This is a genomic window from Pseudomonas sp. GW821-FHT01C01 (assembly GCF_059422645.1).
In genome coordinates this window covers 53,157-70,517 of sequence record NZ_JBWKXF010000019.1, presented here as the reverse complement: position 1 = coordinate 70,517, position 17,361 = coordinate 53,157, and the positions used below count along the sequence as shown (strand labels likewise).

General features: G+C 51.4%; 15 protein-coding genes. 12 read left to right on the top strand and 3 right to left on the bottom strand.

Annotation, left to right across the window (positions count from 1 at the left end; all coding sequences use genetic code 11):
- The first annotated feature begins 188 nt into the window (after positions 1 to 188).
- Entirely contained in the window at positions 189 to 1,154 is a 966-nt protein-coding gene (locus AC07XF_RS14270; protein WP_495027000.1) for an alpha/beta hydrolase, read from the top strand.
- Positions 1,155 to 1,271: 117 nt separating this feature from the next.
- Here the strand turns inward: AC07XF_RS14270 and AC07XF_RS14265 are convergent, their stop codons facing one another.
- On the bottom strand, positions 1,272 to 1,568 hold the full coding sequence (locus tag AC07XF_RS14265; protein ID WP_495026999.1) for a hypothetical protein: 297 nt from the start codon (positions 1,566 to 1,568) through the stop codon (positions 1,272 to 1,274).
- 303 nt (positions 1,569 to 1,871) lie between these two features.
- Between AC07XF_RS14265 and AC07XF_RS14260 the strand changes: the two genes are divergently transcribed.
- The 3 genes from AC07XF_RS14260 (at position 1,872) to AC07XF_RS14250 (ending at position 3,501) form a co-directional block, all read left to right on the top strand.
- Positions 1,872 to 2,285: a VOC family protein gene (locus AC07XF_RS14260; protein ID WP_495026998.1), complete on the top strand. Its 414-nt coding sequence runs from the start codon at positions 1,872 to 1,874 to the stop codon at positions 2,283 to 2,285.
- A 49-nt stretch (positions 2,286 to 2,334) separates the two neighbouring features.
- Entirely contained in the window at positions 2,335 to 2,784 is a 450-nt protein-coding gene (locus AC07XF_RS14255; protein ID WP_495026997.1) for a GNAT family N-acetyltransferase, read from the top strand.
- A 210-nt stretch (positions 2,785 to 2,994) separates the two neighbouring features.
- Positions 2,995 to 3,501, top strand: a complete 507-nt coding sequence (locus AC07XF_RS14250; RefSeq protein WP_495026996.1) for a PaaI family thioesterase — start codon at positions 2,995 to 2,997, stop codon at positions 3,499 to 3,501.
- Positions 3,502 to 3,645: 144 nt separating this feature from the next.
- On the opposite strand, the gene AC07XF_RS14245 is transcribed toward AC07XF_RS14250, so the two are convergent.
- Both AC07XF_RS14245 and AC07XF_RS14240 read right to left on the bottom strand, forming a co-directional pair.
- On the bottom strand, positions 3,646 to 6,063 hold the full coding sequence (locus AC07XF_RS14245; protein ID WP_495026995.1) for a TonB-dependent siderophore receptor: 2,418 nt from the start codon (positions 6,061 to 6,063) through the stop codon (positions 3,646 to 3,648).
- 126 nt (positions 6,064 to 6,189) lie between these two features.
- Entirely contained in the window at positions 6,190 to 7,839 is a 1,650-nt protein-coding gene (locus AC07XF_RS14240) for a cyclic peptide export ABC transporter (RefSeq protein WP_495026994.1), read from the bottom strand.
- A gap of 833 nt (positions 7,840 to 8,672) precedes the next feature.
- On the opposite strand from AC07XF_RS14240, the gene AC07XF_RS14235 reads away from it, so the two are divergent.
- The 8 genes from AC07XF_RS14235 to AC07XF_RS14200 all read left to right on the top strand — a co-directional run bounded on the left by AC07XF_RS14235 (position 8,673) and on the right by AC07XF_RS14200 (position 17,339).
- Positions 8,673 to 9,719, top strand: coding sequence for a hypothetical protein (locus AC07XF_RS14235; RefSeq protein WP_495026993.1), 1,047 nt, complete (start codon positions 8,673 to 8,675; stop codon positions 9,717 to 9,719).
- 9 nt (positions 9,720 to 9,728) lie between these two features.
- Positions 9,729 to 11,249: a hypothetical protein gene (locus tag AC07XF_RS14230; protein WP_495026992.1), complete on the top strand. Its 1,521-nt coding sequence runs from the start codon at positions 9,729 to 9,731 to the stop codon at positions 11,247 to 11,249.
- Complete coding sequence (locus tag AC07XF_RS14225) at positions 11,246 to 11,788, top strand: hypothetical protein (protein ID WP_495026991.1); 543 nt, start codon at positions 11,246 to 11,248, stop codon at positions 11,786 to 11,788. The genes AC07XF_RS14230 and AC07XF_RS14225 overlap by 4 nt, the downstream gene beginning before the upstream one ends.
- A 21-nt stretch (positions 11,789 to 11,809) precedes the next feature.
- Positions 11,810 to 12,976 (top strand): NAD-binding protein, encoded by a 1,167-nt coding sequence (locus tag AC07XF_RS14220; protein ID WP_495026990.1) that lies wholly within the window; start codon positions 11,810 to 11,812, stop codon positions 12,974 to 12,976.
- Positions 12,977 to 12,997: 21 nt separating this feature from the next.
- Positions 12,998 to 13,654, top strand: coding sequence for a hypothetical protein (locus AC07XF_RS14215; protein ID WP_495026989.1), 657 nt, complete (start codon positions 12,998 to 13,000; stop codon positions 13,652 to 13,654).
- Positions 13,633 to 14,313 (top strand): MATE family efflux transporter, encoded by a 681-nt coding sequence (locus AC07XF_RS14210; RefSeq protein WP_495026988.1) that lies wholly within the window; start codon positions 13,633 to 13,635, stop codon positions 14,311 to 14,313. The genes AC07XF_RS14215 and AC07XF_RS14210 overlap by 22 nt, the downstream gene beginning before the upstream one ends.
- 157 nt (positions 14,314 to 14,470) lie before the next feature.
- On the top strand, positions 14,471 to 15,844 hold the full coding sequence (locus AC07XF_RS14205) for a diaminobutyrate--2-oxoglutarate transaminase family protein (protein WP_495026987.1): 1,374 nt from the start codon (positions 14,471 to 14,473) through the stop codon (positions 15,842 to 15,844).
- Positions 15,837 to 17,339, top strand: a complete 1,503-nt coding sequence (locus AC07XF_RS14200; protein WP_495026986.1) for a pyridoxal phosphate-dependent decarboxylase family protein — start codon at positions 15,837 to 15,839, stop codon at positions 17,337 to 17,339. Before AC07XF_RS14205 ends, AC07XF_RS14200 begins: the two co-directional genes overlap by 8 nt.
- Positions 17,340 to 17,361 lie beyond the last annotated feature (22 nt).

The following is a 17,361-nucleotide window of genomic DNA, read 5'->3' as shown; positions in this document are numbered from 1 at the left end:
CCCGAAAAACGCGGTACGTCTGGCTAACCGCGATCGCTGGTTTTGGGGCCGCTTCGCGACCCAACGGGAGCAAGCTCCCTCGCCACAGGTTTTCGTTCGGCTTGGGAGGGTCTTCATTGAGCCCTAATGAATGACCCTCCCGGTTCGTTTACCACGGTGAGCCTGTTTATTTTTGGAGACTACCGCCCATGCCACTGCACCCGGACATCGAAGGATTTCTAGAGCTGGCCGAGTTCGGCCGCCTCAGCGGCAAAAGCCAACCCATGCACAAGCTGAGCCCTGGCGAAGCGCGGCAGCAATTCGAACAGACTTCGCAGTTGCTCGATGAGGCGCCGACGGGTGCATTGACGGTGACGGCGGTCAGCATGGCGGCTCGGGACGGGCATTTGCTCAATGCGCGGCTGTACGCCAAACCGCAACCGGGCAGCGAGCCGCGTCCGGTGTTGTTGTACTTCCATGGTGGCGGTTACGTGGTGGGCAGCCTCGATTCCCACGACACCCTGTGCCGGCGCCTGGCACTGGCGGGGGAGTTTGCCGTGTTGTCGGCGGATTATCGCTTGGCACCTGAGCACCGGTTTCCGACGGCTTACAACGACGCCGAAGACATCACGCGTTGGCTCGCCATTACCGGAGCCAAAGCGTTGGGGCTGGACGCGAGGTGGATAGCGCTGGCGGGGGACAGTGTCGGCGGCAGCCTGGTGGCATCACTGTGTATCGCCATTGCCCAGGACCCATTGGGATGGCCGCTTGTGCCGCGTCTGCAAGTGCTTTTGTACCCGGTGATCGACGCCGTAACAAAGCGCCCGTCCCTTGAGCGATTCGCCGAAGGTTATCTGCTGGAAGCCACGACGCTGGAGTGGTTCTACCAGCAATACCAACGCAGCGAGGCCGACCGCGCCGACTGGCGTTTTTCGCCGCTGTACGCCGAGCGTTTGCAAAGTCTGACGCCCACCGTCCTGTGGCTGGCCGAGTACGACCCGTTGCTGGACGAGGGCCTGGCCTGGGCCGAGAAACTGCGCGCCGCGGGGCAACCCTTGGTGCTGGACGTGAAGGCCGGCATGACTCATGACTTTGCGCGTATGGGCGAGATGGTCCAGGAAGTGCCGGGGATGCTGGCGCAACTGGCGGCGCAAATCAGCGAAATCCTGGGCTGACCGGCCCACCATTGCGGGCACCGCTCATTTTGTGGCGAAAGGGCTTTTGTGGCGAGGGAGCTTGCTCCCGCTCGGCTGCGCAGCAGTCGTAAACCCGAACAACGCGGTATGTCTGAGTCACCGCGATAGCCGATTTTGGGGCCGCTTCGCAGCCCAGCGGGAGCAAGCTCCCTCGCCACAGGTGAGCGCTTTCACCGCAAGTTCCCCCAGCATGATCACCTGCGCCATCCCCAGCAGGGCATTGCGGCTTGTCCCCTCCAGATGATCCACCAGATCGTTGGCCATGATTTTAGGGCCAGGGTTGAGGTAGTAATCGAGCGCGCGCTCGGCGGCTTCGTGGAATTGTTTGGAGTCGGGGCTTTCGTACGGGGAGGCCGGATCGGTGTCCGGGGGATTGGGTGGTACTTTGAACATAAGCTGATTACTCCTGAATGGAGCCGCTCAATCTTCTCTACTAAAAGAAGGGGGGCGGCTGGACGCAGGTTAGTAGACCGGGGATATCAGCATTTACCGGCGCGCCGAAGCGCCCTGCGTACAGCCACCTAAACAAGCGTGGCAGAGTAGTGTTTATCAGCGATGATCTGATTCCTGCCCTCGTTGTGTTTCGAAAAAATACACAGGAAACATCTGATGGGTTTTTCGGTTTTGTCTCCCTCGACATATCACTCAATGCTGCTAGATTCACCGCTCGATTGGCACGACAAGGAGTGTTCGTTCATGAAATTTGGCTACCTGATCATCTACGTCAAGGATGTAGAGGCCTCTCTCAAGTTCTTCTCATCGGCCTTCGGCCTCAGCGTTCGGTTCATCCATGAGTCCGGCACCTATGGCGAACTGGAAACCGGCGAAACCGCGCTGGCATTCGCCGCCGATGAACTGGCCGCATCGAACTTCAGCACCGGCCATGTCCCGGCGCACTCATCCCTCAAACCGTTAGGCATCGAAGTCGGGCTGGTGACCGAGGATGTCCCCGCGGCCCATGCCAAAGCGATTCAAGCAGGCGCTAGCGAAATCGCTGCTCCGACTACCAAGCCCTGGGGGCAAACCGTGTCTTACGTTCGATGCCCTGACGGAACGCTGGTTGAGCTGTGCACACCCGTAAACGCTCCAGAGTGCGAGTCTCAGACTTGAAGTGACCCGTGCAGACAAGCCAGGCAGCAGCCAGAACATAGTCACGTCAATGAACGAATTGGTGATATGTAAAATCACTGGGCTCGCGCCGCAAATCCGCGAGCTGGAAGCTGAGGCCGTTGCAGAAGGCTTCAGGTTCCTCACCCGGTTGATTGCGGAATGGGAAAGCGGTGCCAATCGATTCGATCAGCAGGGTGAGTGTCTTTTCGGGGCGTTCCGCAACGGGCGGCTGATTGCCATAGGAGGTCTTTCATCAGACCCATTTGCCGAACCGGATGCAGGGCGATTACGGCGGGTCTACGTCGCACGTGCATCAAGGGGCCAGAACGTGGGTAAAGCGTTGGTGCAGCAACTGCTGGAAATGGCGTCTGAGCATTTCCGCCTTGTGCGACTGTCCACGGACACACCCGAGGGCGCTGCTTTTTACCTTCGCTGCGGATTCCGGCCGATACAGGATGATTTTGCGACGCACATGAAGTCACTGATGGATGTCCCATAGACAATGGGACATCGCTCTTGAAGTGCCTAACCGACTTTTTCGCCCAGTAACGGCTGTGTATGATCACTACGGCCCGATGCCGCCCGCCGCTCGCTCCCGCTGGGAAAGGTGAAAGCATCTCCTCCTTATTGATCAGCCGTTGCGCACCGGAGCGACCCGGTCCGCTTTGAACCTCGACGATTCGCCCCCGGTATTAAGGATGAACACGGTATGACCACGCAGAACACTTCGCTTCAAGACATCGCCGCGCCTGAAGGGGTTTGTTATGGCTGCGGCAGCCAAAATCCGCACGGGCTGCACATCAAGAGCTTCTGGCATGAAGACGGGGTGCATGTCATGGCGGAGCATATGCCGGATGACAAGTTTTGCGGGTGGCCGGATCTGGTTTATGGCGGTTTGATCGCGATGCTGGTGGATTGCCACTCCAACTGGGCCGCGATGGCTTATCACTACCGGGCAGAACAACGCGAAGTGGGCAGTTTGCCCCACATCAACTGTGTCACCGGTAACCTGGGTATCAAGTTCATCAAGCCCACGCCGATGGGAGTGCGCCTGACACTGCGTGCAAAAGTCGAGGGCGATGTCGGGCGTAAAAGTCGCGTCATCTGTGAGGTCTTCGCCGGGGATGTCCTGACTGCTGTCGGGGACTCCACTTTTGTCCGCGTCGATACCGAGCAACTCAGGGCTGCCGCGCACGACCGTCAGGTCGAATCCTGAAGCCGAAAACACAACCGGGCCACTGTAGGAGCGAGCTTGCTCGCGATGGACTCAAGAACGCTGCGTTTAGCCAGTAAACACGCGTTATCGTTAACGACCATCGCGAGCAAGCTCGCTCCTACAGTGGCCCGGTTTTTTGTTGCATCAGTACTGCGCGCGCAGGCTCAGGGTCACGGTGCGCGGGTCGCCGTAGAAATTGGTGCCCCAGGAGGCATCGACGCGGTCGTAGTACTTGCGGTCGAACAGGTTGTTGGCGGTCAGTGTCGACGACAGGTTCTCGTTGAACTTGTAGCCGACCTGGGCCGTGGCGATGGCAAAGCCGCCTTGTCTGAACTTCACATCACGCTGGAAGTAAGTTTCGCTGACGGCACGCACGCCGCCGCCGACGCTGAAATTCTTGAGCGGTCCGTCGGTGAACTCGTACTTGGTCCACAAGTTGTAGTTGTGCTTGGGGGTGATGGTGCTGAAGGTCTTGCCTTTGTTGGCCTGATCGCCGTCCAGGAACTTGGTGGAGGTGTAGGCGTAACCGGTGACGATGCTCCAGTTCTCGGTCAGGTTGCCGCTCAGCTCGGTTTCCCAGCCCTCGCTGCGGGCCTTGCCCTCGGTCATGTAGGCTCCGGAGGTGTTGTCGTATTCGGCGCGGTTTTCATCGTAGATGCGGAAGGCGGCGATGCTGGCGTTCAGGCGACCGTCGTAGAATTCGCGCTTGAGGCCAATCTCGTACTGCTTGCCTTCGCGCGGGCCGACCGGCTCGCCGTCGGTACCGATTTCGCTCTGCGGCTTGAACACGCCGGTGTAGCTGAAGTAGGTCGACAGCTCCGGGGTAATCTTGCCGATGACGGCGCCGTACGGCACGACCTTGCGGTTGATGCTGGTGTGGGCTTCGCCGAAGTTGTTGAAGAAGGCGTTGGCATTCTTCGCATCGCTTTCGTACCAGGTTACGCGGCTGCCGCCGAGGACATCGAGCCAGTCGGTGACGTTGAACTTGGCGCGGGTGTAGAGGCCGTACTGATCGGACTTGGACCAGTTGCCGTTGACGTGCGCATAGTCGTTGTGGGGAATGTCGATGCTGCCCGGATCGAACACGTTGATCGGGAAGTACTCGCCGCCGCCGTAGGTGAAGTCCTTGTCCAGATGCTGGTACTCGGCGCCCAGGGTGAACTCGTGCCGGCGATTGGCGAACTCGAATGGCGTGGTGACGAAGCTGTCGACACCGATGGTCTTGATGTGGGTGTAGTAGTCGTACGCCACGGCCCAGCTGTCACCCGTGGCCGGGTCGACCGCGCCGTCGGCCCAGGTGAAGTTACGCTCCGGGGTTTCGGCGTCGCGGTAGGTCAGGGTGGTCTTGAACTGGCCGCCGTTGTCCAGTTCGTGGTCGAGTTCGGCGAAGGTTTCCCAGACTTTTTCGTTGAGGGTGTTCCACTTGGCATCGACGAAGGTCGAGCGCGGCACGTCGAGCAATGATCCGTCGGCGTAGGCCGGCAAGCCGAAGGCCGGAGTGGAGTTGTTTTTCTGGTAAGCGCCGCCGACCGACAGGGTGGTGACCGGGCCGAGGTCGAACTCCAGGCGACCGTAGACCATCGGGCGTTCGTTCTGCGCGTGGTCGACGAAGGACTTGTTGTTCTCGTAGGCGGTGATGAAGCGACCGCGCACGGTGCCCTGGTCGTTCAACGGGCCGGTGACGTCCACCGAAGAACGGTAGCGATCGTAAGAGCCGGCGGCCAGTTCGCCACCGAGGGCGAACTTGCTCAGGGCGCGCTTGCGCACCACGTTGATCGTACCGCCGGGTTCGCCTGCGCCCTGGTACAGGCCCGACGGGCCGCGCAGCACTTCGATGCGGTCGTACATCGCCAGGTCGAAGCTGGTGGCCATGTCGCCCTGGCCGGTGGGTTGCGAGACGCCGTCGACCTGCACCTGGTCAACGAGGAAACCACGCATAAAGATGTCGTTGAGGCTGGAGCCGGAGTTGTAGGTCTTGATGGTCACGCCAGTGACCTGGCGCAGGGCGTCCTGCAGGCTGTTCAAGTTCTGGTCGTCCATGCGCTGGCGCGTGACGACGGACACCGACTGCGGGATGTCCTTGAGCTTGATGTTGCCCTTGCCGATGCTGACTTCATCGCTGGTATAGGAATGCGTGCCCTCAGTGGTCGGCCCCAGCGCCAGGCCGGTAATGGACGTCGCACCCAGTTGCAGCGCACTGGTGTCACCGGCCGATGGCACCAGCGACACAGTATTGCCATTCAACTGAAAATTGATGCCGCTCCCCAGCAGCAAGGTTTTCAGTGCCTGTTCCGGTTCCATGTTGCCGGATACTGCCGTGGACTGGATGCCGTTGACCATGTCCTGGCTGTAGAGAATCTGCAGGTTGGTCTGCTGGCCCAGTTGGCGCAATGCACTGGCCAGCGCCTGTACCGGCACATTGACGTTCACCGGGGCGGCTTCGACCTGGGAAGTGCCCAGCAGCAACAGGGTCAACAGTGCGCCCGGCACGAGCGTTCGGAATTTCCTTTGCCGTTCGATGGCTAATGCCAAGGGTGCGCGGGACAGAGTAGGGCTTTGCATTGCTCGAATCGCTCCAGAATGGTGTGTGCAGTTTTTTAGTTAATGATAATTATTATTAGACGTACCACTTTGGCTAAACCGGAAAACAAACTTCAAAAAACAACAACCTGCGTGCAGCTGTCGCTGTCAGGCGATCGCCCGCTCGGTGACGACCCGGCCCGATTCCATGCGCACCAATTGATCGGCCATGTCGAAATAGCGGTCGTCGTGGGAGATGACGATGATGGTCTTGCCCAGGCGCTTGAGGTCCGGCAGCAGCTCGGTGTAGAAGATGCGGCGGAAGGTCGGGTCCTGGTCGGCTGCCCATTCGTCGAACACCAGTACCGGGCGTTCTTCCAGCCAGGCATTGACCAGCGCCAGGCGCTTGCGCTGGCCGGTGGACAGGTCGGTGGTGGTGAAGCTGCCGTCCTGTACGCTGACCTTGTGCGCAATCTCCAGCCGTTGCAGGTATTTGTTGGCGTCTTCGGGAATGTGCTGGTCACCCTGCACCACGTCATCGAACAGGTAGTAGTCGGCAAAAATCGTGGTGAATAACTGGCGGTAGTCGTCGCGGTTCTGCGCATCGATGCCCTGGCCGTTGAGCAGGATCGAACCTTGTTGCGGCGCGTACAGGCCCAGCAGCAACTTGATCAGCGTGGTCTTGCCGCAGCCGTTTTCGCCGACGATGAAAATGATCTCGCCTTGCTCGATAGTCAGGTTCACCGGGCCCAATCGAAATGCGTCGCTGCCCGGTGCGGCGGGGAAGGCGTAGCTGACGTTGTCCAGCTGCAGACGGTTGACCACGGTCGGCTGGATGCCGCTGTCGTTGAGCAGCAGGTGCGGCTCGGGCGAGGAAAACCGGCTCGACAGATCAGCAATGCGGCGCAAGGCAATGCGCGCCCGACTCACGATCGGCAAGGTGCTGACCAAGTGCTCGATCGGGCCTTTCATGTACAGCAGCACCAGCACGAAGCCGCTCATCACCGCCTTGTCGGCGCTGGGCCAGAGCGATTGCAGGGCCAGCGCCAGGCCAATGACCACGAAGAACAGCATCGAGCCCAGGGTCTTGGCGATCACGAAGGTGTTGATCGAACGCACCTGGGTGTTGCAGATGAAATCGGCGGTGCCCTGGATGCCCTTGACGAACATGCGCTGGCGACGCGGGCGGTGGATGCGCAGCTCCTTGGCGCCGCCGGCAATGGCGTTGTAGTGCTTTTGCAAATCGTCTTCAGCGTCGCGGGCGGCCATGAAACCCTGGATGCCCTTGCTCTGTGCGTAGAACTGGATGCCGCTGCCGATGGCAATCGCCAGCACCATTATCAGGAACATCGGCCACGACAACATCGCCAGGTAACCCATGCAGCCGAGGGTCACGGTCAGGGAAATCGCCAGCGGCGCGAAGGCGAAGGCGAAATCGCTGATGGTGTCGACGTCGTGGGTCAGCACCGGGATCAAGCGGTGGCTGCGATAGCGCTCGATCTGTTCGATGGGCGCTGAAAGGACTTTCTCCCCCAGCTCTTTGCGCAGCTTGGCAATGATGTGTTGGCCGACGTAGTTGGTGCCGATGTCCGAGCAGATCGAACTGCCCAGGGCCAGCAGGCACAGGCCGCCGAACAGGGCGACCACGCCTTGGGTCAGGCCGTCCGGTGAATGCAACGCGTTGTTGATGGTGGCCAGCAGCACCGTCACGCTCAGACCACCGACCATGCCCAGGACAATGGACGTGGCAACGATCAGTCGAAACGGTTTCAACAGGGCCAGTAATTCGCCGATGGCGCCTCGGGTGGGCTGGGTCATGGCAAGCAGTTCCTTGGGTCGTAAGGCAGATACCCAGTAGAACGTCTGATGGAGGGCTTTATTTAAATGGTGGGCGACACAAAACCTGTGGGAGCGGGCTTGCTCGAGAAAGCGGTCTTAAATTCAACTTCAATATGACTATTGTGGCCTCATCGCGAGAAGGTTTTTTATGTGGTAATCAATGATTTTCGATTGCTCTATTGGATAATTACTGCCCTGCCCGAACCAGTTTTGCAGTGGATGTTTTGTGCAAGTTTCGCAAAAAAGTGATTGGGGCTTTCGCAAGGATTGAATTCAAGCAACGCAAAACCGGAGTGGTTTTTTAAGACTGCACTCACGATAAGGAAAATCTCATTCCTTCAACTGCTCTTCTTTGCGATCAGGTCTCACCTGGAAGATCGTTCATGGTCAGATTTTAAATAGTAGAGAGAAAAGGATGGCTTGTAGGAAATGGTTTACAGGCTTTTGGGAAATGTATTGCAGGAATTCAGGCGTTGTATTTCTGGTTTGTAAGTAACTTCCGAAATTTTTATAAATTCTTGACGGAATACGAGACTGCCTACTAGGTTTACAGTGTCATGGTTCATAGCGAATCAATGTTTCATCGATGCATCGACAAGAGTGCATCTACTTCCATCTACTTCCATCTACTTCGCTGGCTCTCTTCGTTGAGACGACTTATGAGGCCGCTTTGCAGAAGGTCATTGAGTGATTTTTATCGGGTAAATGTTATTGGTTTTATTGAATCGAGCATTCGACATAAGTTGGCGCTTGATTTGAGGTGCGCTTAATTAACGGTTTGTTCAGGGGGAGTTATGACAAAAGAAATACTCGTGAAAACGTCGCAGTCGGAAATTTCGGATAAGGAGATTTCTATCTTGGATGGGAGTATTGCGATTTCGAAAAAATATTTGCGAGATAGAGTTTGTCTTGATATAGCAGATATTTTGATTGTGTCAGGGACATTGATCGAGGGTATTGGAACAGCTCACTCTGATATTGATTGTATTGTTCTGTGCGATGAAAGACCTAAAGCAAGTGATGTGGAGTCGAGCCAACATGCATTAGTTACGGATATTAATTACCATTATCTTACTGAAGATGATGAGGTTCATAACACAACAGATTTTTATGGTAGTACAAGTCTTCATATTGATACTGACTACATAACATTTTCTGAGGTGGATGAGATCGTAGTTAAGATTGAGGAAGCATTTGAAGAAATTATCTCTGATCAACGGTTTATATATCATCCGGTGCTGTCGGAGCGAGAAAATAATGTTGTTCATAGATCATTAACTGGATGCGCGTTAGTGAATGAAGACAAGTTCAAAAAAGTAAAAGCTAAAATTCCTCGGGAAAAACATATTTATGTGGCGCACCGTGAAAAGCTCCCAGTATTTTATGCGTTTCAGGATGTTCAAGGTTGCTGGCAGTCAGGCAACCTCTGGATGGGGTGCGAAATTGTACGAGAAATGATGCTGAAAACGACAATGAGTTTTACCTACTTAACAGGGATAACGAATAAGCATCACAAGTGGGTTTACTCAAACGTGTTTAGGGTAAATGGGTTTGATGAGATTAAAAGCAGTTTTTTCGCTTTGGCTAGAAAGGGCGCCGTTACAGAGAATGAGTGTCGTCTATACATTGAAGAGGTGCTTCTCTACATGGATTCGGTATTTTTGGCAATCGAGAGTCTGCTAAAAAGATGCGAATTGTATCCATCTTTACAAAAATCTCTCTCTGCTCTAAATGATGAATTTAATCATCGAAAACAGACGGATCATAAAATATCCACGTGCGAATACTACTTTAGAAAAAAGTTTTTCGCTGCGCAAGGTACTCCATCTTTGGTAAGCCTGCTTAAAGAGTGGGATTGAGGAGGTAATATGCAAGCTGGTAGCGATTCGTCTTCTATAGTTGCGATAAATGTTGGCAGTTCTTCAATAAAAATTTCTATATTTAATGGTAAAAATAGAGCAGACCTAAATATTAATTTCATTGGGCTGCTGACTCAGACTGTAAAAGTAAAATATTGTAAGGGGCTGGGCGTTGAGGGCGAGGTCTATAGCGTAAATGTGGGGGATGATCTACTCAAGGCAGCTAGTTTGATTGTTGACAAGGCCAAGGAGGTTTTGGAGTTGCTGGAGTGGAAAGCGCCAATAAAGATAGGTCATAGAGTTAAGTTTGCTGGGTTTGGACCCACAGTGCAGGAACTAACTGAGCATCAAGAGCAAATCTTGGGTTTTAATGATTACCTAAGCTCTAGGCATAACTCACTTTGCCTTGCGGTTATTCAGGAAACTAAGAAAACCTTTCCTAAGGCAATGCAATTTATGGTGAGGGATCACGCAGTTGACGATCTTTCATTGCATGTGACAGGGGAGATTCCTTTCGAAAAATCAATTATTAGTAGGTATGGATTATACTCAAATGGCTATCATGGACTTGCAATAAAGGCATGCCTGGAAGAGCTTAGAGCTAAGTATAACATACTGAATTTTACTGGGATTGTTTGTCAGGTTGGTTCTGGAGTTAGTGTGTCCGCTGTAGTTGATGGGGTGGTTAAGTATAATACGATGAAGTTTGCTGCTTGCGATGGCCCAATTATGCATAATCGATCTGGTACTCAGCCTTTGGGGTTGGTATTAAGAATGATTAAATACGGGTTGGACTCAGAGAGCTTGTCAAGTATGTACAACAGGGGGAGTGGTATTTATGGATTGGCAAACCTGTCGTCGAAAAGCGATATAACTGTTGAAAAGATACTTGGTGATGAGTTTTTACAATCCGCAAAAAACACCTATTTATTGTCTATTGCTACTGAGTTATTTAAGGCGGTTTCTGTTGTACCCGGAATTTCGAATTTTGTATTTTCTGGTGGGTTGGCTATCAAGCATAGATGGATTGGTCCTGAGCTTTTATATAGGGCTAAGGTGATAAATTCAGACGCAAGCAAGAATATGATTCGGCAGTTTGAAAATGATCAGGTTTTTGTTAGAGATGAACAGGGGGTTGATGTAATTCTTGTTGATATAGACGAGCAAGATTTGATACGTAAGGAAATGAATGCGTATAGAGATGGATGTGTAATGTTTGAATTGTCTGATGGGGTGTGCGAAGTTCCAGGTACATCTGTTGGTATTGTTAGAGAAGGGGCGAAGGGGTGGGGGGCAGGAAATATATGTTTGAGTTTTTCTGACTCTGTCTTTAGTTTTAATAGCCATAACTTACCAGAAGCTTTCATTTTCTTTGGGGGCGATAGAGATGCATTTTTTATAAGGGCGGTATTCGCAAGGGTTATGAAGGTGCCCGCGATTTTTATCGGGGGTAATGACTTTGATGTGTGTCCAATTGTAAATAAAAAGATACTACTTGATACTCCGACCAAAATGGCGGTTGAGTTATGAAGTCGCGCATTTGCCGTGTTTTAAATGAATTATATTCCCATGTGGAAGATAGGGGTGCTATGTATGGACAATGCCTTTCATTACTTGCTGAGAGTGAAAGTTCAGATGGGCGATATGATTATATTTCAAAACTGAATAAATCGCTTAAATGTGAGAGGGAGGGGAAGATTGGCGATGCTCGCGCGTGGGGTATTTTGACATTGTGTGATCTAGCCGAAGAGGTAGTCAAAGTACGAGAACAAATGGTAGCCAGTAGTCTTGGCTTTAGTCCTTTAGAAAGAGATCTAAAAATAGCTTTAAGTTTACCTGGCGAACAGATTGAATGTAATGAGATAGACTGGACTGCTTTTGGTTTTTGTAGTGTGGAGAGTATTCATGGAAGGGCTGTTGATCGTACTCAAGTGCGCGAAAGGCTTGAAAGTAGCATGGTCAAACTATCGGATGATAAAAATTTTAGCTCGCTAGAGGAACTAAGAGGGCTGTCGTCGCTTTATATTGATGTGCTCACAATGCTTTCTAGATTAGGGTGCGGCTTCTAGGTTCATGTAAAAGGGATTGTCATGAAAAATATTGAAGGTTTGTTAGATGGTACTCCTGCTTCAAAGCGATTGAATTACTTAAATGCATATAGGATTGCAGAGTATTTTTATCGACAGGTTTTAAGTTCTCATAAAATGTCAGGTCGAAATTCATTGGGGGACTGCTTGGTGTTTTGTTTCTCTCATTTGTCAACGACAGTAAATCTTAGTATATGTAACAACTGGCTGAGTATGTTTGAGAATATTTACTTTATTCCTAAGAAAGGATCACTCAATGCAAATTTACTTTTGCATATAAACGATCCGACCAGAGTCATGAAGGCAAGGGATAGAAAGGCATTCGGTAAAACCGTCAGTGAGATTTTGAGTCTTGTAGATAAGTCTGATTTTCCAGTCATAATATTTGATATTGGTGGTTACTTTGCTCCCTATATCGATGAAATGTCGGCCTTGCTAGGTGAACGATTACTACTAGTGCTAGAAGATACCGCCAATGGTCATAAAAAATATCAAAATACTGATTATTTTAATAAGGGGCGGTGTTTTAAGTCAGTAGCATACGATTCCTACAAGATGGCAGAGAACGTAATGGTGGCAAACATAATGCTGGCGCATCTCCCTTCCTTCGTTACAGATTGGTCAAAATATAAGCCTACATTGGTCGTTGGCTACGGCAGAATTGGGCGTTCGCTTTGCTTTGGACTTAGGGAAAGAGGTGTCATAAATATTGTTGTCGTTGACACCGACAAAGCTCGCCTATTTATGGCAGCTACAGAAGGGTTTGAAGTTTTAACTCATGCTGAGTTGGGGGCTAATGTTGACCGTTTTGAGTATTGCTTTTCGATGTCGGGGCAACATGGCGCCACAAAAAAAATAGTAAGCGCTATGAAGGATAATGGTTATATTGCGGTTGTGACTTCTTATGATGATGAATTTGATCAGGAGTTAATCAAGTGTTTTGAGGCAGGCGACGGCTCATCCATTGTGTTGGATCGCAAGAAGATTAATGTCGTAAATAAAGGTAGGCCAATTAATTTGTCCAGTTATGCTGCGTTTGATGCAAGAAATTTATCTCTGCATTTTATCTTTGGAAAAATTCTCTCTACTTTTTTAATTTCATTGGGTTTGGAGTTGTCCACCGATTGGGAAGGCGACGTATATTCAGACATTCTTGGTGAGATCCGGTAGTGCTTGCGCAGGGGGGGATATATGGAAATTGCCAGAATTTCTTTTGCATTGATAGTTTCCAGATTAGGCGAGATGGTCGCATCTCTCTTTTATTTTTCTTTCATAGGGCACTTTATAGTTGATTCGCTGAGTCAGGCCTCATTGGCTTGGGCATTGGTTTCTTTTTTGACGGTTATCGGGATTGGATTTTTCTCAATTTTGCTGGTGAATGTGGCAGGTTCGACGGATCTAAATGCTAACGTTGTTGCGCTTGATTTAAATGTTTCCTTCAGATATGCGATTTTATTTGGGTGTGGTATTGTTTTTGGAGTGCTCCTTTACGTTATTAGTGTCTCGGACTTTCCATCTGTGAACGATAACAATCTCGGGCTCGAAGTGCTGCTGGTGTTCTCGTTTTCAATTCCTGCTATTTATGTTCAAATTGTTGTTTTTAACTTTTTCAATGCTGTTAAAAAAACAAAGTATGAGGTTCTATATGCTTGGGTTTTTAATCTGGCGCTAGTTGTAATGGGCTCTATTTTTGTCCTGCTAGATGTGTATTCGAATGTTATTTATTTCGTGTTCGCGTATGTTGTCCTGAGATGGTTTTTCGCTGTAGCAGCGTTATTTTTTTTTTTAGTAGGAAAATCAATCTCTATGTTTTTCGGTTTCGGTACTTGCAAAGTGTCGAGAAAATAACATATGCAAATTATTTTTTTAAAGGGCTTCCGTTAGCACTTTGTTTTGGTGGTGAAAGTCTTTTGTTTTTTATTCTTTCATTTGTTTCAAAAAACCTGGGAGATGCAAGCCTTTCTGCCTATCAGGCATCTCTACATTTTTTGAGTATTTTATACATGATTTCAATTGGAGTGGGGAATGCTACCGGTATAATTACGGCTCGCCACTATCAGCTAAAAGAATATTCTTTACTGAAACAAACATACTTTCAAGGGATGGTGTTTGGGTTTGTTATGTTGATCCCATTTTTGCTAGCTTGCTTTTTTTTAAAGGAAAATATTTCCCTTCTTTATACGTCTGATGAAGTGGTAAGGCGATTGATTGAGAGTAATATTCTAGTATCGATACCATTTTTGGTCTTTGAGTATGCTTATATTGTGACTCGAATGACATTAAGAAGTATGGGGGATTTTTGGATGCCAGCACTTTTCACTATAGCGTCACTAAATATATTAGGTTTGATTGTTTCTATTAGTTTGCTTTCGTTTTTTGAGTATAGTGTGCGCTCCATATTTATAGCTCTTGTATTTTGCTCGTTTGTCTTGATGTTGTTTTTGCTTCAACGCTTGGGGAGGATGTTCAAAGAGCACGATTGTCGTGTGCTTGGCGGTGAATCCTAAGAATGTTCAAACCGTTGTCTGCAATGATCGATATGCTCGTCAGGAGGCGGTTGTCCAGACAGCATAGCAATGTAATTAGTCAGGCTCTTCTCACTCGTTAGTCAGCTGTTGTACTTCTGGCTGGCGATTTTCTCGACTACTAGATGGAAGGACGAACATGGAAGGTTTAACCAAGCCAGCTAATAATGCATATTATCTTGAACGACAATCTCGCTTTGAGTCGAACGCGAGAAGCTATCCACATAAATTTCCGATCGCGATTAAGTCAGCGCAAGGCGCGTGGATTACTGATGTCGAAGGTCGAAAGTACCTCGATTGCCTATCGGGTGCAGGAACTTTGGCGCTCGGACATAACCATTCGGAAGTCATCGGTGCAATACGAACTGTGCTCGATCACCAGATACCGCTACACACGCTCGACCTGACGACACCTGTCAAGGATGCATTCTGCGAAACCGTGCTTAAGTTACTTCCGGGTTCACCAGGCGACTGGCGACTGCAGTTCTGCGGACCGACAGGTGCCGACGCCGTAGAGGCTGCGCTTAAGCTAGCGAAAATTGCTACAGGGCGTTCCGGCATACTAAGTTTCAGCGGCGCATACCACGGTATGACGCATGGAGCCTTGAGCGTGACCGGTAACCTCGGACCGAAGACTTCCGTTGGTGGTCTCATGCCGGGTATACAGTTCCTGCCATATCCATATTCTTATCGTTGCCCGCTCGGTATTGGCGGCGAAACGGCCGCCATTGCCTTGGGCGTATTAATCGAGCGTTTCCTCGATGACGTCGAGAGCGGTGTCACCAAGCCGGCAGCGATTATCGTCGAGGCGATCCAAGGTGAAGGCGGCGTCATTCCCGCGCCAGTTCCATGGTTGGTAAAACTACGCGAGGTTACACAACGACACGGCATCATCCTGATACTAGATGAGGTGCAAGCGGGAGTCGGGCGTACCGGGCAATGGTTTGCTTTTGACCACGCGAAAATCGTCCCCGACATGATCGTCCTGTCGAAGGCAATAGGTGGTGGCCTTCCGTTATCGTTGGTGGCCTATCAGGCCGGGTTTGACGTTTGGTCACCGGGCGCACACGCCGGTACATTTCGAGGTAATCAACTCGCGATGGCCGCCGGACAAGCAACGCTTGACATCATGGTTAAGAAACGCGTTCTCGACAACGTAGTTTCGGTCGGCACTGCACTGGAACACAGACTTGTGTGCCTGCAGCGAAACTTCCCATGTATAGGTGACATTCGCGGACGTGGTCTGATGCTCGGTATTGAGATTGTTGATACCGAACACCCCGTCGATTCACTTGGCAGCCATCCCCCCCATCCACGATTATCGCAAGCGCTACAACGAGCCTGCTTCGACAATCAACTGATTGTAGAGCGCGGTGGCCGGCACGGCGCGGTCCTGCGTCTCCTACCACCGTTGACATTGACACATCAGGAAGGGGTCATCGTAATCGAACGGCTGGAGGCGGCATTGGAAACGGTAATGCATGCCGAGCAGGAGTCGATCGACCATGCTTGAATTGCCGACTCTAGGAATGACGACCGCCGATGAGCAGGGATCGACAGCCTATCGTTTCTTGATGACAAAGGCGGTGGACACTGCGAGCCAATGGCTCGAAGCAGGTGTGCTGTTTGACGGAGCGCAGCCCGATACGCTGCGGAGGAAACTGTCAGATCACGACATCTTTCCCGAACATGGTGTCGGCGACGAGCAATCCTTAGCGGACGCAAAGGCGTGTTTTCTTGACCACGCGCTACAGGTCCATCATCCGCTCTGCATCGCGCATTTGCACTGCCCGACAACGCTTGCTTCTCAAGCTGCAGAGGTGTTGATCAACGTAGCTAACCAGTCGATGGACTCCTGGGACCAGAGCCCATCGGCCACGATCCTTGAACAGCATCTCGTCGGCGCACTCCGAGCGCGTATTGGCTACCCGGTAAACGACGCTGGCGTGTTGACAAGCGGCGGTACGCAAAGCAATTTAATGGGACTGCTGCTTGCTCGGGATCATTATGCGTTGCTTCATTTGGGGGTCAACGTCAAGGAGGATGGGCTTTCGGCCGACGCCAAACGCATGGTTGTAATTTGTTCGAGCCAGGCCCACTTTTCAGTTCAGCAATCGATGTCCTTGCTCGGCCTGGGTAGGAGCGCTGCGATATCCGTTCCATGCGACTCCGAAGGGCGACTGGTCGCAGGCGACGTCGAGCGCACGCTGCACAGACTAACAAGCGAATCGCTGACACCCTTTGCCATAGTCGCAACCGCCGGTACGACGGATACAGGCGCAATCGATCCTATCAATGCACTTGCCGACATTGCACAGGCTCGTGGGCTTTGGCTCCACGTAGACGCTGCATGGGGTGGTGCGTTACTCCTATCGCAAAAACATCGCGATCGCCTGCAAGGTCTTGAGCGTGCCGACTCGATCACACTCGACTTCCACAAACAATTTTTCCAGACCATCAGTTGCGGCGCATTCCTGGTTCGCGATGCGGCAAATTTCGATCTGATGGGTACTCATGCGGACTATTTGAACCCGGTCGAAGATGATCGGGATGGCATACAAAATTTGGTTGGAAAGTCTCTGCAAACGACCCGTCGATTTGACGCCCTGAAATTATGGATGAGTCTGCGCAGTCTCGGAACCATCCGGTATGCGGAACTGATTGACCAAGCAATTGATCTAGCAAGCGAGGTTGCTAGCTGTATCGATACATCATTGTCGTTCGAACTGGTTAGCCGTTCGCAATTATCGAGTGTCCTGTTCCGGGTCCGTCGGCCTTTCTTCGCTGATGCTGATCGGGACGCATTGCACAGGCATCTCGCGACGATATTGCTCGATAGGAGCATCGCGAATCTTGGGGTCACCCGCCACGATGGTCTAATAGCATTGAAGATTACGTTGTTGAACCCACGAACTACATTGGTAGATATAGATAGTCTGCTCGCGACCATCGACATGCTTGCCGATGCCTACTTAAAAAGCAGGCATGACAGCTTCCGAATGCGCTGACGTCTACAGCGTGCTATGCCTC

Excerpts from the sequence above, each read along its gene's own strand:
- AC07XF_RS14270 (WP_495027000.1), top strand. The coding sequence starts at position 189 with ATGCCACTGCACCCGGACATCGAAGGATTTCTAGAGCTGGCCGAGTTC.
- AC07XF_RS14265 (WP_495026999.1), bottom strand. The coding sequence starts at position 1,568 with ATGTTCAAAGTACCACCCAATCCCCCGGACACCGATCCGGCCTCCCCG.
- AC07XF_RS14260 (WP_495026998.1), top strand. The coding sequence starts at position 1,872 with ATGAAATTTGGCTACCTGATCATCTACGTCAAGGATGTAGAGGCCTCT.
- AC07XF_RS14255 (WP_495026997.1), top strand. The coding sequence starts at position 2,335 with ATGAACGAATTGGTGATATGTAAAATCACTGGGCTCGCGCCGCAAATC.
- AC07XF_RS14250 (WP_495026996.1), top strand. The coding sequence starts at position 2,995 with ATGACCACGCAGAACACTTCGCTTCAAGACATCGCCGCGCCTGAAGGG.
- AC07XF_RS14245 (WP_495026995.1), bottom strand. The coding sequence starts at position 6,063 with ATGCAAAGCCCTACTCTGTCCCGCGCACCCTTGGCATTAGCCATCGAA.
- AC07XF_RS14240 (WP_495026994.1), bottom strand. The coding sequence starts at position 7,839 with ATGACCCAGCCCACCCGAGGCGCCATCGGCGAATTACTGGCCCTGTTG.
- AC07XF_RS14230 (WP_495026992.1), top strand. The coding sequence starts at position 9,729 with ATGCAAGCTGGTAGCGATTCGTCTTCTATAGTTGCGATAAATGTTGGC.
- AC07XF_RS14225 (WP_495026991.1), top strand. The coding sequence starts at position 11,246 with ATGAAGTCGCGCATTTGCCGTGTTTTAAATGAATTATATTCCCATGTG.
- AC07XF_RS14220 (WP_495026990.1), top strand. The coding sequence starts at position 11,810 with ATGAAAAATATTGAAGGTTTGTTAGATGGTACTCCTGCTTCAAAGCGA.
- AC07XF_RS14215 (WP_495026989.1), top strand. The coding sequence starts at position 12,998 with ATGGAAATTGCCAGAATTTCTTTTGCATTGATAGTTTCCAGATTAGGC.
- AC07XF_RS14205 (WP_495026987.1), top strand. The coding sequence starts at position 14,471 with ATGGAAGGTTTAACCAAGCCAGCTAATAATGCATATTATCTTGAACGA.
- AC07XF_RS14200 (WP_495026986.1), top strand. The coding sequence starts at position 15,837 with ATGCTTGAATTGCCGACTCTAGGAATGACGACCGCCGATGAGCAGGGA.